Source organism: Pseudomonas sp. HTZ2 (assembly GCF_033173945.1).
GTDB lineage: Bacteria > Pseudomonadota > Gammaproteobacteria > Pseudomonadales > Pseudomonadaceae > Aquipseudomonas > Aquipseudomonas guariconensis.
The window spans coordinates 1,649,921-1,666,861 of the sequence record NZ_CP137332.1 but is presented as its reverse complement, the minus strand read 5'-3'; the positions used below and the strand labels follow the sequence as shown (position 1 = coordinate 1,666,861).

General features: G+C 59.2%; 12 protein-coding genes and 1 pseudogene. 5 read left to right on the top strand and 8 right to left on the bottom strand.

Annotated features, from left to right (window positions below; translation table 11 throughout):
- Window positions 1-6: 6 nt before the first annotated feature.
- Window positions 7-642, bottom strand: coding sequence for an alpha/beta hydrolase (locus R6G97_RS07815; RefSeq protein WP_102081626.1), 636 nt, complete (start codon window positions 640-642; stop codon window positions 7-9).
- Window positions 643-777: 135 nt separating this feature from the next.
- Here R6G97_RS07815 and R6G97_RS07810 point away from each other — a divergent pair, with 135 nt between their 5' ends.
- The gene (locus tag R6G97_RS07810; RefSeq protein WP_043207459.1) at window positions 778-1,215 is read left to right on the top strand and encodes a YhcB family protein; all 438 of its coding nucleotides are present in this window, start codon (window positions 778-780) and stop codon (window positions 1,213-1,215) included.
- Between the two features lie 158 nt (window positions 1,216-1,373).
- On the opposite strand, the gene mdeB is transcribed toward R6G97_RS07810, so the two are convergent.
- Both mdeB and R6G97_RS07800 read right to left on the bottom strand, forming a co-directional pair.
- The gene (gene mdeB, locus R6G97_RS07805; RefSeq protein WP_317847973.1) at window positions 1,374-4,064 is read right to left on the bottom strand and encodes an alpha-ketoglutarate dehydrogenase; all 2,691 of its coding nucleotides are present in this window, start codon (window positions 4,062-4,064) and stop codon (window positions 1,374-1,376) included.
- A gap of 68 nt (window positions 4,065-4,132) precedes the next feature.
- A complete protein-coding gene (locus R6G97_RS07800; protein WP_102081625.1) occupies window positions 4,133-5,329 on the bottom strand; it encodes a methionine gamma-lyase in 1,197 nt (398 codons plus the stop codon).
- A 127-nt stretch (window positions 5,330-5,456) separates the two neighbouring features.
- Here R6G97_RS07800 and R6G97_RS07795 point away from each other — a divergent pair, with 127 nt between their 5' ends.
- On the top strand, window positions 5,457-5,936 hold the full coding sequence (locus R6G97_RS07795) for an Lrp/AsnC family transcriptional regulator (RefSeq protein ID WP_043207451.1): 480 nt from the start codon (window positions 5,457-5,459) through the stop codon (window positions 5,934-5,936).
- A gap of 1,735 nt (window positions 5,937-7,671) precedes the next feature.
- Here the strand turns inward: R6G97_RS07795 and R6G97_RS24925 are convergent.
- Window positions 7,672-7,791, bottom strand: a pseudogene (locus R6G97_RS24925) (hypothetical protein); the annotation flags it as partial.
- 156 nt (window positions 7,792-7,947) lie between these two features.
- Between R6G97_RS24925 and R6G97_RS07790 the strand changes: the two are divergent.
- Window positions 7,948-10,296 carry an S-type pyocin domain-containing protein gene (locus tag R6G97_RS07790; RefSeq protein ID WP_317847972.1) on the top strand — a complete coding sequence of 783 codons (2,349 nt, stop codon included), beginning with the start codon at window positions 7,948-7,950 and terminating at the stop codon, window positions 10,294-10,296.
- Window positions 10,293-10,556 carry a bacteriocin immunity protein gene (locus tag R6G97_RS07785; RefSeq protein WP_043207449.1) on the top strand — a complete coding sequence of 88 codons (264 nt, stop codon included), beginning with the start codon at window positions 10,293-10,295 and terminating at the stop codon, window positions 10,554-10,556. Before R6G97_RS07790 ends, R6G97_RS07785 begins: the two co-directional genes overlap by 4 nt.
- A 285-nt stretch (window positions 10,557-10,841) precedes the next feature.
- Here R6G97_RS07785 and cysN read toward each other — a convergent pair whose 3' ends face one another.
- From cysN to R6G97_RS07770, 3 genes are all read right to left on the bottom strand, one after another.
- A complete protein-coding gene (cysN, locus tag R6G97_RS07780; protein WP_317847971.1) occupies window positions 10,842-12,743 on the bottom strand; it encodes a sulfate adenylyltransferase subunit CysN in 1,902 nt (633 codons plus the stop codon).
- A gap of 15 nt (window positions 12,744-12,758) precedes the next feature.
- Window positions 12,759-13,676 carry a sulfate adenylyltransferase subunit CysD gene (gene cysD, locus R6G97_RS07775; RefSeq protein ID WP_043207446.1) on the bottom strand — a complete coding sequence of 306 codons (918 nt, stop codon included), beginning with the start codon at window positions 13,674-13,676 and terminating at the stop codon, window positions 12,759-12,761.
- Between the two features lie 216 nt (window positions 13,677-13,892).
- Window positions 13,893-14,651 (bottom strand): Nif3-like dinuclear metal center hexameric protein, encoded by a 759-nt coding sequence (locus R6G97_RS07770; RefSeq protein WP_182942322.1) that lies wholly within the window; start codon window positions 14,649-14,651, stop codon window positions 13,893-13,895.
- A 263-nt stretch (window positions 14,652-14,914) separates the two neighbouring features.
- Here R6G97_RS07770 and algW point away from each other — a divergent pair, with 263 nt between their 5' ends.
- A complete protein-coding gene (algW, locus tag R6G97_RS07765) occupies window positions 14,915-16,075 on the top strand; it encodes a Do family serine endopeptidase AlgW (RefSeq protein ID WP_043207443.1) in 1,161 nt (386 codons plus the stop codon).
- Between the two features lie 100 nt (window positions 16,076-16,175).
- On the opposite strand, the gene R6G97_RS07760 is transcribed toward algW, so the two are convergent.
- Window positions 16,176-16,940: an amino acid ABC transporter ATP-binding protein gene (locus tag R6G97_RS07760; RefSeq protein WP_043207442.1), complete on the bottom strand. Its 765-nt coding sequence runs from the start codon at window positions 16,938-16,940 to the stop codon at window positions 16,176-16,178.
- Window position 16,941 lies beyond the last annotated feature (1 nt).

Genomic DNA, 16,941 nt, shown 5'->3' with positions numbered 1-16,941 from the left:
CTTGGCTCAGTTCGAAAGACGCGGCAGCACCAGATCCTTCAGATCGGTCAGCTTGCCATGGAAAAAGTGTCCGCATTCTGCCACTTTCAGCAGCTCATGGGGGCGCTGCAGGTTGTCGGACCAGTCGTAGACCAGCTGAGGATCGACGACTTCATCGGTGTCCGGCTGCACCACGGTCAGCGGGCAACGCTGGGCCAGCGGGAACTGCTCGCTCAAGCGCATTACCGCCGGGGCGATCATGAACAAATGCTGCAACGCCACATCGTCGGCTTCCAGGCGTCCGGCCAGGCTGGCCGCGACAAATCCGCCGAAGGAGAAGCCCATCAGCACCAGCGGCAGCTCAGGGTGCTTGGCCCGCAGCCAGGCCGCGGCCGCCTCGGCATCGGCGACCTCGCCGGCCCCCATGTCATGACTGCCCGCACTCTGACCCACGCCGCGGTAGTTGAAGCGTAAGGTGATGTAACCTGCATCACGGGCGGTGCGCTGCAGGGTCGAGACCACCTTGTTGAGCATGGTGCCACCCTGGACCGGGTTGGGATGGCAGATCAGCACCGCACCGCGGGCGTCGGCCACATCCAGGTACAAGGCTTCCAGCTGGCCGCTCGGGCCATCAATGAACAAGGGGGTTTCGCGGATAAGCAAGGCACTACTCCGTGACCTCGGTGAAGGTCGACTCGTCTAGCTGAAGAATTCTGTTCTGATTTGCGATCGCTCGCGGTATACAGCGCAGGTCTGAGCCGTTAACGTAAAGCAAAGCCGTTTATAGAGGAAGGACTCGTGGAACTCTCGCTCCTTGTTTGGTTGTTGCCGACCCTGGCCCTCGTCGTCGGCGTGGTGGTGGGCTTTGTCGTCGCCCGTCTGCTGCCCAACGCAGCGCCCAGCAGCACCCAGCGTCAGTTGGATGACATCCAGCAGCGCTTCGATAGCTACCAGAACGAAGTGGTCACCCACTTCAACAGCACAGCAGCGCTGGTCAAGAAACTGACCCAGAGCTACCAGGACGTCCAGGACCACTTGGCCGACGGCGCCAACCGTCTGGCCCTCGACGACGTGACCCGCCAGCGCCTGCTGGCCGCCCTGCACTCCGAAGCGGCCCAGGGCCCGCGTGATCGCCTGACTCCGCCGAAGGACACCGCCGAAGTGCCTCGCGACTACGCGCCCAAGGCGCCGAACTCGCCGGGCATGCTCGACGAGAGCTACGGCCTAAAACGCTGAACATGAAAAAGGCCTCGCAAGAGGCCTTTTTTTGTGGGCGTTTGTAAGCAACTTCCTAGCAACGCCCATAAGAGCTGGCGAAGCCTGCGATGAGCTGCAAAGCACCACGAGGACGAAATGGGCTTGCCTTCAAACACAAGCCCTTGCCAAGCTGCCGCTCATCGACACCAAGGGGCCACCCCGCCAGCGATTTCGTACCGCGCCCTCGCCTGCTCCAATACCTGCTCGTCCAACCGCCCCTGCCTGACCAGGCTGTACAGCGCTGCCATCACCACACCGTAACGATCCACCTCGAAGAACCGCCGCAGTTGCTGACGTGTATCGCTGCGCCCGAAGCCATCGGTACCCAGGGTCATGTAAGGTGCCGGTACGTATTCGGCGATCAACTGCGGCCAGGCCCGGGCATAGTCTGTGGCGGCAACCACCGGGTCATCACCCGCCAGGCACAGGCTCACGTGGCTGACCCCGCCTCGCCCTTGGGTCGCCGCTCGCTGCACTTCCCGTGCCTCGCGTGCCAGTTCGCTGAAACTGGTGACACTGAACACATCACTGTCCACCTGCCATTCGGTAGCGAGCAGCTCACTGGCGGCAATCACCTCGCGCAGAATCGCCCCCGAGCCCAGCAGACGCACCTTGGCACGTGGCTGCAGGGCCTGCTGCCTGGCGAAACGGTACATGCCGCGAAGCACATCGCCGCGCATCGCCTCGGGCAACGAGGGCTGTGGATAGTTTTCGTTCATCACCGCCACGTAGTGGAATTCGTCGCACTGCTCCACCAGCATGCGCCGGGCTGCATGATCGAGAATCACGGCCAGCTCGCCGGCAAAGCATGGGTCCCAGGCCCGGCAGTTGGGCACCAAGGCCGCCATCACCAAGCTGGAGCCGTCCTGGTGCTGCAATCCTTCGCCACCCAAGGTGGTGCGCCCGGCGGTAGCACCCAGCAACAAGCCACGGGCGCGCTGATCGGCGGCAGCCCAGATTAGGTCACCGACCCGCTGGAATCCGAACATCGAGTAATAGATGTACACCGGCAACATAGGCTCGCCGTGTACCGCGTAGGACGTGGCCGCCGCTACCCAGGAAGAAATCGCCCCTGCCTCGGTGATGCCCTCTTCGAGCAACTGGCCGTCACGCGCCTCTTTGTAGGTGAGCAAAGACCCGGCATCCTCAGGTTCGTAACGCTGCCCGCAAGACGAATAGATACCGATCTGTCTGAACAAACTGGCCATACCGAACGTACGCGCCTCATCGGCGACGATCGGTACCACCCGCGGACCCAGCTCCGGCGCCTTCAACCAGTGGCCGAGCAGGCGCACGGCGGCCATGGTGGTGGACATTTCCTTGCCCTCAGCGTGCAAGGCAAAACCACCGAAGGTTTCAAGATCCGGCAACGGCAGGCGAGGACAGTCGCTGCGCCGCATCGGCAACGGCCCGCCCAACGCAGCACGCTGCTTGCGCAGGTAACGCATCTCCGGGCTGTCCTCGCCAGGCCGGTAGAAGCGCAGTTGCTCCACGGCTTCGTCCGACAGGGGGAGATGGAAGCGATCCCGAAATACCAGCAGTGCCTGAACGTCGAGCTTCTTGGCCTGGTGCGCAGCCATCCGCGACTCGCCAGCGCTGCTCATGCCATAGCCCTTCTTGGTCTTGGCCAGGATCACCGTCGGCCGGCCCTTGCATGCCTTGGCCGCGGCATAGGCGGCGTATAGCTTGCGAAAATCATGACCGCCACGCTTGAGGGCGTTGATCTCGTCGGAGCTCATGTGCGCCACCAGCTGTTGCAGTGCCGGGTGCTGGTTGAAGAAATGCTCCAGGTTGTAGGTGCCGTCGTTGGCGCCAAGGGTCTGGAACTGGCCATCGGGCGTCGCTGCAAGTTGACGCAGCAGCACATGGTCATGGTCGCGGGCGAACAGAGCATCCCACTCCGAGCCCCAGAGCACCTTGATCACGTTCCAACCGGCGCCGCTGAACAGCGCTTCCAGTTCCTGGATGATCTGCCCGTTGCCGCGCACCGGGCCATCCAGGCGTTGCAGGTTGCAGTTGACGATGAACGTCAGGTTGTCCAGGCCTTCGCGCGCCGCCAGGGTCAGGCCTGCGGTGGACTCCGGTTCGTCCATTTCGCCATCACCGAACACGCCCCAGACATGCCGTGACTCCGTCTCGAGCACACCACGGTGCTGCAGATAGCGCATGAAACGCGCCTGGTAGATGGCATTGAGCGGACCGATCCCCATGGAACCGGTGGGAAACTGCCAGAAGTCGGGCATCAACCAAGGGTGTGGGTAAGAGCACAGGCCATTGCCGGCGACTTCCTGGCGATAGCTGGTCGGTTGCGCCTCGCTCAAACGCCCTTCGAGAAATGCCCGGGCATAGATACCCGGGGCGGAATGAGGCTGGAAGAACACCAGGTCTGCCGAGCGTCGCTCGCCACCGCTCTCGCCCCGGAAAAAGTGCTGGAAGCCCACCTCGAAGATCTCCGCCGCCGAGGCATAACTGGCGATATGCCCACCCAGATCGCCATAGGCATGATTGGCCCGCACCACCATGGCCAGCGCGTTCCAGCGCAGGATGCCAGTGATGCGCTCGTCCATCTCCAGGTCGCCCGGATAGGCGCCTTGCTGCTCTACCGACAAGGTGTTGCGGTAGGCCGAGAACGGCAAGGTATCGCGCGCCAGCCCCAATTCCAGGGCATGGCTTTGCAAGCGCTGCAGCAGATAGCGCGCCCGCGCCGGGCCGCAATGGGCCAGGGTAGACTCGAGCGCTTCGCACCATTCGCGGGTTTCAGCCGGGTCGCTGTCCAGGTCGGTATCCTGGGCCGTCAATGGCTCGTTCGGATTCATCATCGCCACCATCGGGCTTTTCCTTCGGTTTCCGGACACGATTCGCGGGTAAACCCGCTCGCACAGCGCTTGGCGCGGCTTCAGGCGCAGGCCTTCAATGCCTGGGCGATATCAGCCACCAAGTCATCGATGTCTTCCAATCCCACCGACAGCCGCACAAGGCCCTCAGAGATGCCATGGTGCGCGCGCTCCTGCGGCGTATAGCTCGAATGGGTCATGCTCGCCGGATGCTGGGCCAGTGACTCCGCATCGCCCAAGCTCACCGCCCGACTGAACAACTGCAGGGCATTCATGAACCGACGCCCCGCCTCGATCCCACCCTTGAGCTCGAACGCGATCATCCCGCCCGGCAGGCGCATCTGCCGCTGAGCCAACGCATGCTGGACAAAACTCGGCAGGCCCGGATAGTGGATCAACTCCACCTGGGGCTGGCGCGCCAGGTACTCGGCTAACTGCTGAGCGTTGCTGCAGTGGCGCTCCATGCGCAGGGCAAGGGTCTTCATGCCGCGCATCAGCAGCGAGGCATCGTGAGGCGAGAGGACCGCGCCGGTCATGTCCTTCAGGCCTTCCAGGCGGATCCGGTCGATCAGCGCCTTGCGCCCGACCACCAGGCCCGCAGTGATATCGCCATGGCCGCTCAGGTACTTGGTGGCCGAATGCACCACCAGGTCGGCACCCAGCTCCAGCGGACGCTGCAAGTAGGGCGTGCAGTAAGTATTGTCGACCACGACGTGGATGTCGCGACCACGCACCGCCTGTGCGACGGCCGCGATATCGACCAGTTGCATGTTGGGGTTGGCCGGGCTTTCGAAATAGATCATCCGGGTCTTAGAGGTTATGGCCGCCTTCAACGCCTTTTCGTCGTTAAGGTCAACGTGCTGGATCTTGACTCCGAATTCGCCGATGCCATGGTGCAAGTAGGCAAAGGTGCAGCCGTACAGGGTACGCCCAACGATCAGCTCATCGCCCGGACGTAGTAGCGTCCATAGCGTCGAGGTGATGGCGCCCATGCCCGAGGCCAACGCCAGTCCTGCTTCGCCACCTTCGAGCGATGCCATGCGTTGTTCGAGCAAGGCCAGGGTCGGGTTGGAAATGCGGCTGTAGAAATGCCCACTCTCCTCACCTGCAAAACAGGCGGCGCCGTACTCGACAGTCGGGAAGGCATAGGTGGCGGTCTGATACACCGGCGGCACCAGCGCGCCGCCGTGGGAAAGCGGGTCATAGCCATGATGGATGGCCCGTGTTGAAAAACCGGTGTTGTTATTGGAGTCGCGCATGGCAACAGCCTCTGATGGTTTGTTATAAGCTTATGCCACCGGGTCGCGGGTAATTTTCCAAAATCGCCCACGCATTCGCCTATCTTTTGGCATAAAAACAACAAACCAAACACCAGGAGGGCAAATCATGCCTTCGACCCTAGACCGCACCGACCGCGCCCTGCTCGCGGCCTTGCAGGACAATGCCCGCCTCACCGTCGCTGAACTTGCCGACCAGGTTTCCCTCACCACCTCGCCCTGCTGGCGTCGCGTCAAACTGCTGGAGGACAACGGCTACATCACCGGCTATCAAGCCATCCTCTCGCCCAAGTCACTGGGCTTTGGCGTGACCGCCTTCGTGAGCATCATGATGGACTCGCACACCAAGGAAATGGCCCTGGCCTTCGAGAAACGGCTGTTGGAAATCCCCGAGATCGTTTCCTGCCACAACATTTCCGGGCGCTATGACTTCTTGTTGGAGATCCTTGCGCGGGACCTGGAATCGTTCGGGGAATTTACCCGGGAGGTGTTGCAGCGTTTGCCGGGCGTTAAAGAGATCTATTCGAGCTTTTCGTACAAGGCGGTGAAGGAACGCCGAGTGATTCCGGTGTCGGAAAAACACATATGAAATAGCTGAAAACCTTATACCCAGCGACTCCACACGACACCACAAAAACTAACTAGCGCATGTTTTCATCCGGTCGATTCATCTATGCCCCCATGAAGGCATGCACCACCCTCCTATGTAAGACCCGTCTCCCGCTAACGAGGAGAGCTTCCTACTTAAGCTTGTGAAAAAATGAAGTATCCCGCAACAGGGTTCGTGGTGAAAATAAATGCCCCCTTAGATGCGCGAGCACACCATGAAACACCTCAACCTTATGCTCATGTTTTTTCTTTCCGGGTGCGGCAACGACTGGATGTGGATCCCTGATAGACAAGACATAAAATTCAAATGTGACATGGACCCCTATCGGCAAGGTTGCGAAAGAAGAATAGATTATCAAGAGCATTACAAACTGATTCAAAAGCCGCAACGCTAAGCCCATTATACATTCTTATCTACAGTCAGCCGAAAACTCCAAGCCATGTCACCAGACCCAGGATATTAAACTTGGAACTACTTATATTCGGCTACCCCTACAGCTAGGGATAATCATGCTTTACTTGGAATAGCGGAGGTAGCTCAGGCAGGTCAGAGTGCGGCCATATCTTTTCCCTACGCCGAAGGCGGCTTGGCACAAACCTTGAGCGCGCCCATCTAATCTCTCCATTCCTTCCATCATAAATTTCCAGATTACCTGTATCGGTTACCCCTAGGTGATTATGACGCCAATAGGACTTGTCTCGAGTCTCTGTAGCTTGAGCGGACCATACCCGACCACGGGATGGATCATAGAGAAAGCCAGAATTCTGGATAACGAAGTGAAGTGTTTCCCGCTTTCTCAATTTGAAAGTGTCGCTGTGCGGTTGTTTCTCGTTAGCCACCCAGATTACAGCGCCACGATCTTCAAGTACTAAGATTCCATCAGGGCGAAGACGCAGCGCATAGCGCCCATTAGGAGATTTTATGAAATCGCCCGCACGCATAGATTGGTTGGGAGGAAGGACGGTACCTCCAGACCCGCTGAATCGTGCAACCTTCACTTTTGAATACTTCCCCATTACACCACCTTTAATTATTGAGCTGAAAGGGCTTGGTAAAGCCGGCCTACCAAAACTAGCCCCACAACAATTACAAGTCGTGCAAAGCCTAAGCGAACCGGAAACCCTCCCCCTATAGTCATCAGACTCTCCCTACAGCCGCAGCCGAGGTGTCGCACAACATACAATCCAGATTTTACCAGGCTTACTTGTCAGACTTAGAAATCCAAAACACGTCACCCCCACAAACGAATAATCAATGAGCGGCTTACCCTACTCAACCATTAAAGAGCTGACCGCTCTATCAGTAATCTTTCTAGCAGGACGCAATAACAAATGCCTTTATTCTTCCCCAACCGATAAGCGGTTCATTTCAAATGCGACATGGATCCTTTCCGGCATGGCCACGAACGGCAAATGGACTATCAGGAGTACTTTCGATGGATCAAGCTACCCCAGCACTAGGCCTCTTGAAACAATCACTTCTCACCGGCCTCCTGCTCCTATCAGCCTGTAGCGCCGGCGGCCCCTACCTCGGGCTAGACAACCCAGATCAACACTTCAACTGCGACATGTCCCCCTACAGCCCAGCGTGCGCGCAACACAGCGATTATGACCGGCACCTGGAAATGATCAGGACCGAAAAACAGACCCGGCGCCTGTTGCGCAACTAGTCAGGTGCCATAAACAAAAAACCCCGCCGAAGCGGGGTTTTCTGTTTATGGCAAGCGGATCAGCAGCACATCCAGCACCTGCTTGACGCCGTCTTCAACGCTGGTGGTCTGGGTATCGATCACCAGGTCCGCGTCCAGCGGCACATCGTATGGAAAATTTTTCCCCAGGGTGTAGTTCCATAGTTAGAAGGTACATATGAATCCTACAACGTGCTCCTACGGCGCTTACCGCGCCTTCGTTCACAGCCCTGCTATATACGCGACAGAATCCTCTCAGCCAATTCTCAATAATCTCCATGACCGTTCAACTTGGAGAGGCTCATGGCCCCACAAAAAATCGGAAGCACTTATTATCTAGATGAAGGCCTCTATATCAATGCTTATCGCGACAAGCCATTTACAGGTGGCATAGGTGGCGGTGGAAACGGCTCGGGTGGCTGGGGACTGAACGAAGGCCCACGTAGGGGAGAGGGGCAAGGGTCTCAACGCCCGCGTCATGACATCATACCTGGCTGGAACACTATATTATTTGACGAATTAAAAGGCATCAATGCTGATATCAATAAAAAAATGGCGCCTCGCTACAAAGCGCTTTCCAAAACAATAGAGATCGAAATCAACGAAGCAAAAATTCGCCATATTTCAAAAGGCGCCACTCCTTACATTAAAGCCAAAGCCGAACAGCGTGGGTTGTTTGAACTCATCCACAGCAAACGAAGCGAATACACCACTCACCTTGAAAGAGAGCTTTCATTCTGGGGTAGCAACATCTTCTACAAACCCCCAATCTATTTTATTTCCAAAGGCACGAAGCTCCTGAAGAAAAACAAACTAGATGCGGCATTCTTGGGATACGAAACCTCTTTACAATCCGCCCATGAGCGAAAAATAATTGACCGAATATTCGAAGCCATCCGCCCGCACCTTCATGCCACAGCGAAAGCGTTGGAAACCACTGAAAATCTTGCCCAACTTGATTACGCCCTAACAATAAAAACCCTCGATGAAAAAGCCGACGCCATCCGGATCGAACAAATATTTTATTTCCAGGCCCTCCCTGGCTTCTTACAAAATGATTTACTGAGGGCATCTCCGAAGGCAAGCCAACAAAACTCGGTACAAACGTTCGCCTACTATGAACAAGCACTACGGACGTTGGCTGCTAATAGGGCTAAAGCGATAACCCCTTATCTCAAGGCCAATCCCAACATTAAGGCACCTCTGACAAGCGCTGAGCTGGAAGCACTTGATAGCCTGATCCAACATCAACAGCTCAAAGGTGTCGGGCCACGTTGGCTCGACTATCACAAGTCACTGCTCAACAAAGAGTCTGCTCGGATACTGAACGACACACTGACGGCATTTTCCGGACTGAATGCCCGTGCAAAACGAGTGGAGCAACAGCGAACCGCCGCCAACGCGCAGGAAGCGGCTCGCAAAAAAGCAGAAGCTGAACGCAAAGCCAAAGAGTTGGCTCAGCAAAAAGCGGACGCAGCGCGCAAAGCCGAAGAGCTCGCGCGCCAAAAAACCGAGGCTGAACGCAGAGCAAAAGAAGCTCAGCAGAGGGCTGAAGCTGAACGCCAAAAGATCAGTTTTATCGCGCTGGAAGGCGCTTCGGTCTCCTTACCGCTGGCGCTTCCTATCGGTGCAGCCACCTTCGCGATTCCACAAACAGCCTACATTGCACTGCAAAACGCCATACAGGAGGCCGTGACTGGTTTGGCCCGCATTGCAGCGCCAGTGGTCGGTAACATCCTTGTTGGCACTCTGTTTCTGGCTTGGCCTTCGACATTGGGAAACAGCGAACGGCGCTACCTGGTCAGCGTCCCTCTCACAGACCTTTCTACACCTGACAGACCAGACTTAGCAGCCCTGGCTCTGAAATCGGAAAGTATCGACCTGCCTTATCTGATCGCAAGCAGCGGGAGCGGGGCCGAACTAGATCTGTACCTCACCCCCGGAGGTCGGGCGGTTCCTGTTCGCGCCGCCACGTTCGACAGCCAACGCCAAGTTTACAGCCTGGCACTGGACAACCCGCAGCGCATTCTTACTTGGACGCCCGCCAACGCACCAGGTAGCGAACATGGGAGCCCCACCAGCCTGCCCCCCATCCCGCCCGGCGCTGTCGTCTACACCGGCAGCAGCTTGAATCCGGTCAAGACGGAGCAACAGGGCTATCCTGCGTTGGATTTGCTGGATCAAGAACGGCTGATCGTTACCTTTCCGGCTGATTCGGGTTTGCCACCGATACTGGTGATATTCAAAGATCCTCGTCTGGATCCGGGGGAACATTATGGGCAAGGCTTGCCCACCTCCGGCGTCTGGCTTGGAGATCAAGCGCGTAGCTCAGGAGCGCCTATCCCATCGCAGATTTCAAAGGCGCTATCGGGTAAAGCGGTGCGAGACATGAAAGAATTCCGAGAGGATATTTGGAAAGCGGTGGCACAAGACAATCAACTTTCCGCCCAGTTCTCCGAAGCCAACCTGAAGCGCATGGCATCAGGGCTAGCTCCAAAAGTACAAAGTATTGATCGGCACAAGTCACAGTCTACTTTTGTACTTCATCATCACATTCCTGTTTCAGCAGGCGGTGCGGTCTACGACCATGACAATATTCGAGTCGTCACCCCAAAAGCTCACTTACAAATTCATTACGGAGAGCAGCCATGAAAGAGAAAAGCAAAATCTCTGACTATACTGAATCAGAGTTCCTCGACTTTTTAAAATTAATATTCGAGACAAACGGATCCAGCCCTGATGAAATACTGGACCCATTACTGGATCATTTTGAAAACATTACCGAACACCCGCTGGGGACTGATCTAATTTTCTGGCCAGAAACGGCTGAATTAGGAAAGCCAGAGCAAATTGTTCGAATTGTCAAAGAGTGGCGCTTGGCAAATGGCAAGGACGGCTTCAGAGCTTCATAAAATTGGGCCAGTCAAGGCCCCTTATGAAACGTCAGCGCTCACCGGCCTCCTGCTCCTATCAGCCTGTAGCGCCGGCGGCCCCTACCTGGCGCCAGACAACCCAGATCAACACTTCAACTGCGACATGTCCCCCTACAGCCCAGCGTGCGCGCAACGCAGCGATTATGACCGGCACCTGGAAATGATCAGGACCGAAAAACAGACCCGGCGCCTGTTGCGCAACTAGTCAGGTGCCATAAACAAAAAACCCCGCCGAAGCGGGGTTTTCTGTTTATGGCAAGCGGATCAGATCGCGCCGCGCTGACGCAGCACATCCAGCACCTGCTTGACGCCCTCTTCAACGCTGGTGGTCTGGGTATCGATCACCAGGTCCGCGTCCAGCGGCACATCGTACGGGAAGCTTTCGCCTGGTATGTTGTCGCCACCAGCAGCGTACAGGCCTTGAGGGTCGCGTTCGCGGCAGGCGATCGGCGAGGCCTGGACGTAGACAGTGACCAGGCGCTCCTTGCCGATCAGCGCTTTGGCCTGCTCGCGACCTTCGGCGTCCGGGGCCACGAAGGCGGCCAGGGTCAGCATGCCGGCTTCGTTGAACTGGCGCGCCACGTGGGCGGCGCGACGCCAGTTTTCGGTACGACCGGCGCGGTCCTGTGGCAGGCCCTTGTTCAGGTCGTGGCGCAGGTTCTGACCGTCGAGTACATAGACCGCACGGCCCATGTCGAACAGCTTGCGCTCCACGGCATAGGCCAAGGTGCTCTTGCCGGCACCGGAGAGGCCGCTGAACAGCACGGTGGCTGGCTGCTGGCCGAAGCGCAGGGCACGCTCTTCGGTGGAGACGTGGGCCAGCTTGCCATGATGGCCGGTGCTGCCGTGCGGCAGGACTGGCGGGGCGATGATCATGCCGGCACCGACGGTACCGTTGGTCAGGCGGTCGATGACGATGAACGCGCCGGTAGTGCGGTTGCTGTCGTAGCCGTCCAGGGCGATGGCGGCATCCAGGCTGACCTTGACGCGACCGATCTCGTTCAGTTGCAGGGCACTGGCAGCGCCCTGCTCCAGGGTGTTCACATCGACCTTGTGGGTGATGCTGGCGATCGAGCCCGGCACGTAGCTGGTGGCGCGCTTGATGTCGTACTTCTTGCCTGGGAGCATCGGCTCCTCGGACATCCATACCAGCATGGCGTCGAACTGGTCAGTGACCGGCGGAACGTTGTCGGCATGCACCAGCAAATCGCCACGGGAGATGTCGATCTCGTCTTCCATGGTCAGGGTCACGGCCTGGCCTGGGCCTGCGTTTTCCAGCTCACCTTCGAAGGTGACGATGGACTTGACCCGGCTGCTCTTGCCCGACGGCAGCACGACCACTTCGTCCCCCTTGTGCACGACACCGCTGGCGATGGTGCCGGCAAAGCCGCGGAAGTTCAGGTTCGGACGGTTCACGTACTGCACCGGGAAGCGCAGGTCGGTGAAGTTGCGGTCGGCCGCCACTTCCACGGTTTCGAGGATTTCCATCAGCGCAGGGCCGGTGTACCACGGCGAACGCTCGCTGCGGTTGACCACGTTGTCGCCCTTGAGCGCCGACATCGGCACGAAGTGCAGGCTCGACGGCTTGAGGTTGATGCCGTCGGCGAACTTAAGATAGTCGGCCTTGATCGATTCGAAGACCTGTTCGTCGAAGTTCTTCAGGTCCATCTTGTTGACCGCGACGACGATGTGCTTGATGCCGAGCAACGAGGCGATGTAGCTGTGGCGACGGGTCTGGGTCTGCACGCCATAGCGCGCATCGACCAGGATGATCGCCAGGTCGCAGGTCGAGGCGCCGGTGGCCATGTTGCGGGTGTACTGCTCGTGGCCCGGAGTGTCGGCGATGATGAACTTGCGCTTGGCGGTGGAGAAATAGCGGTAGGCGACATCGATGGTGATGCCCTGCTCGCGCTCGGCCTGCAGACCGTCGACCAGCAGCGCCAGATCCACTTCCTCGCCGGTGGTGCCGACCTTTTTCGAGTCACGGGTGATGGCCTCGAGGTGGTCCTCGTAGATCATCTTCGAGTCATGCAGCAGGCGCCCGATCAGGGTGCTCTTGCCGTCGTCGACGTTGCCGCAGGTCAAAAAGCGCAGCAGTTCCTTGCGCTCGTGCTGGGCCAGGTAGGCGAGGATGTCCTCGCTGATCAGATCAGATTGGTGCGACATGGAGTAACCCTGAAATTAGAAGTAGCCTTGGCGTTTCTTGTCTTCCATGGAACCGGCGCCATCGTGGTCGATGACGCGGCCCTGGCGCTCGGACGTACGGGTCAGGAGCATTTCCTGAATGATGTCCGTCAGGGTCTCGGCTTCCGACTCGACAGCACCCGTCAACGGGTAGCAGCCCAGGGTACGGAAACGCACCTTCTTCTTGACGATGCGCGCTTTCTCTTCATCGGTCAGATGCTCGAGGATGCGCTCGTCGTCGATCATGATCAGGGTGCCGTTCTTCTCGATGACTTCACGCTCGGCAGCGAAGTACAGCGGCACGATCGGGATACCTTCGAGGTAGATGTACTGCCAGATGTCCAGCTCGGTCCAGTTCGACAGGGGGAAGACGCGGATCGACTCGCCCTTGTTGACCTTGCCGTTGTAGATGTTCCACAGCTCCGGGCGCTGGTTCTTCGGGTCCCAGCGGTGCTTGCTGTCGCGGAACGAATACACACGCTCCTTGGCGCGGGACTTCTCCTCGTCGCGGCGGGCGCCGCCGAACGCGGCGTCGAAGCCATGCTTGTCCAGCGCCTGCTTCAGGCCCTGGGTCTTCATGATGTCGGTGTGTTTGGAGCTGCCATGGGTGAACGGGTTGATGCCCTGCGCCACACCTTCAGGGTTGACGTGGGTGATCAACTCCAGGCCCATCTCCTCGACCATCTTGTCGCGGAAGCGGTACATCTCCTGGAATTTCCACTGGGTGTCGACGTGCATCACCGGGAACGGCAGCTTGCCTGGGAAGAAGGCCTTGCGCGCCAGGTGCAGCATCACGGCGGAGTCCTTGCCGATCGAGTACAGCATCACCGGGTTGTCGAACTCGGCGGCCACCTCGCGGATGATGTGGATGCTCTCCGCCTCCAGCTGTTTCAAGTGCGTCAGTTTGTCGACCATGGCTACTCACGAAAAACGATCTTATGGACGGCCTGCGGGCCGTGTTCGAGCGAGGAACTGTATCACAGCGCCTGATTCTATTTAGGAGGCTGACTAGACCGAAAGAATCTAACGATATGACTGCGGGTTTGGGGACGTGGAGCGCGCCTTCGCGGCAAAACCCGCTGCCACAGCCAATCCTCTGCGGGAGCGGGTTCACCTTTGAAATGGCCGAGATCAGATGGGGTTGGGGCAGTCGATGAACAGGTGCTCCACCGCAAAGCGCCGTGCCAGGTAGTCGCCCAGCGCCTGCACGCCGTAACGCTCGGTGGCATGGTGCCCGGCCGCGATGAAACTGACGCCGTTCTCCCGGGCGCTGTGGAAGGTCTGCTCGGACGCCTCGCCACTGAGGAACAGATCCACGCCGGCAGCGATGGCTGTGTCGATGTAGCCCTGACCGCCACCTGTGCACCAACCGACCCGGCGCACCAATTGTTCGCCCTCGATCACCAACGGCTCACGCCCCATCACTTCCTGCACCCGGCGGGCAAAATCGCGTGCCGACATCGGCTCGGCCAGAGAGCCCACCAGACCGACTACTTTGGGGTTCTGCGGGTCCAGCGGCCCCTCGACGGTGATGTCCAGTTGACGGGCCAACTGCACGTTGTTGCCCACCTCAGGGTGTACGTCCAGCGGCAGGTGGTAGGCGAGCAGACTGATGTCATGCTTGAGCAGGGTTTTGATCCGGCGCTGCTTCATGCCCGTGATGCACGGGTTCTCGCCTTTCCAGAAGTAACCATGGTGCACCAGCACCAGATCGGCCTCGGCCTCAACTGCCGCATCCAGCAATGCCTGGCTGGCAGTGACGCCGCTGACGATCCGGCTGACCTGCGGACGGCCTTCGACCTGCAGGCCGTTGGGGCAGTAGTCTTGGATCTTCGCGCTGCCCAGGTAGCGCTCGGCTTCCTCGACCAGAGTGTTCAGGGCGACGGCCATGGAAAATCTCCTCGAAATCTGCACGTTCGGCGGGCACAACGCCCGTATAATGGCCGCCATTATGGGCCGTCGCCGGCTTCGGGGAAACCGGCTGCAACCCGCCTGGGGATCAGCTCGTGGCACGCTCATCCGCGAGTAAACCCGCGGACGCTGCACCACGTTCAAGACCGTCGCCTGATCAACGCTTTCAGGTGTATGATCGCGCGCGCTCGCACCCCTGCTGCGTAGCCACTGGCCCCTGCCCTACTCCCAGGATTCATTCGATGCTCAAGGCTCTGCGTTACTTTGGCTGGCCCCTGCTTACCGGTGTGCTGGTCGCCCTGCTGATCATCCAGCGCTTTCCCCAGTGGGTCGGCCTGCCCAGCCAGGACGTCAACCTGCAGCAGGCTCCGCAGACCTCGCGGATCGTGCAGGGCCCGGTGTCCTATGCCGATGCCGTGACGCTGGCCGCGCCGGCAGTGGCCAACCTGTACACCACCAAGGTGGTCAACAAGAGTGCCCATCCGCTATTCGAAGACCCGCAATTCCGCCGCTTCTTCGGCGACAACCTGCCCAAGCAGCGGCGTTGGGAGTCCAGCCTGGGTTCGGCAGTGATCATGAGCCCCGAAGGCTATCTGCTGACCAACAACCACGTGACCAGCGGTGCCGACCAGATCGTGGTGGCGCTCAAAGACGGTCGCGAGACCCTGGCCCGGGTCATCGGCAGCGACCCGGAAACCGACCTCGCGGTGTTGAAGATCGACCTGAAGAAACTGCCTGCGATCACCATCGGTCGCTCCGACAATATCCATATCGGCGACGTGTCCCTGGCCATCGGCAACCCCTTCGGCGTCGGCCAGACCGTGACCATGGGCATCATCAGCGCCACCGGCCGCAACCAGCTGGGCCTGAACAACTACGAAGACTTCATCCAGACCGACGCGGCGATCAACCCCGGCAACTCCGGCGGCGCCCTGGTCGACGCAAACGGCAACCTGATCGGCATCAACACCGCGATCTTCTCCAAGTCCGGCGGCTCCCAAGGCATCGGCTTCGCCATCCCGGTCAAGCTGGCGCTGGAGGTGATGAAATCGATCGTCGAGCATGGCCAGGTCATTCGTGGCTGGCTGGGCATCGAGGTGCAGCCGCTGAGCCAGGAGCTGGCCGAGTCCTATGGCATGCAGGGTCGTCCAGGCATCGTCGTGGCGGGCATCTTCCGCGATGGTCCGGCCCAACGTGCCGGTCTGCAACTGGGCGACGTGATCATGAGCATCAACGGCGAACCTGCCGGCGATGGTCGCAAGTCGATGAACCAGGTGGCGCGGATCAAGCCCAACGAGAAGATCACCATCGAAGTGATGCGCAACGGGCAACAGCTCAAGCTGATCGCCGAGGTGGGGCTGCGACCGCCACCTGCGCCGGTCGCCGCCCAAGAAGAAAAGTAACAAAAAGGGCTGCTTTGCAGCCCTGGTGCAGGCTTGCACCCCTCCCAAAGCGGTGAACCGGCGAAGCCTGCGAAAGGGCCGCGCCGCGGCCCCCGTCACATCAATGCAGGATCTGGCTCAGGAACAGCTTGGTCCGATCACTGCGCGGCCGGTCGAAGAAGTCATCCGGCGCAGCCTGTTCGACGATCTCACCCTTGTCCATGAAGATCACCCGGTTCGCCACGGTCCGGGCAAAGCCCATCTCGTGGGTCACGCAGAGCATGGTCATGCCGTCCTCGGCGAGCCCCACCATGGTATCGAGCACTTCCTTGACCATCTCCGGGTCCAGCGCCGAGGTCGGTTCGTCGAAGAGCATGATCTTGGGCTTCATGCACAGGGCGCGGGCGATCGCCACCCGCTGCTGCTGGCCACCGGACAGTTGCCCCGGATACTTGTGCGCCTGCTCGGGAATGCGCACCCGCTCCAGATAGTGCATGGCGATTTCCTCGGCTTTGCGCCGGGGCATCTTGCGCACCCACATCGGTGCCAGGGTGCAGTTTTCCAGAATGCTCAAGTGCGGGAACAGGTTGAAGTGCTGGAACACCATGCCCACCTCGCGGCGGATCGCTTCGATCTGCTTGAGGTCGTTGGTCAGTTCCACGCCATCGACGACGATGCGCCCCTGCTGGTGTTCCTCCAGGCGATTGAGGCAACGGATGGTGGTGGACTTGCCCGAGCCGGACGGCCCGCACAGCACGATGCGCTCGCCCTGACGCACATTGAGGTTGATGTCCTTCAGTACGTGGAACTGCCCGTACCACTTGTTCACACCCTGCATCTGGATGATGCCTTCGGGGCCGACAGGCTGCTTGATCGCTTCACTCATT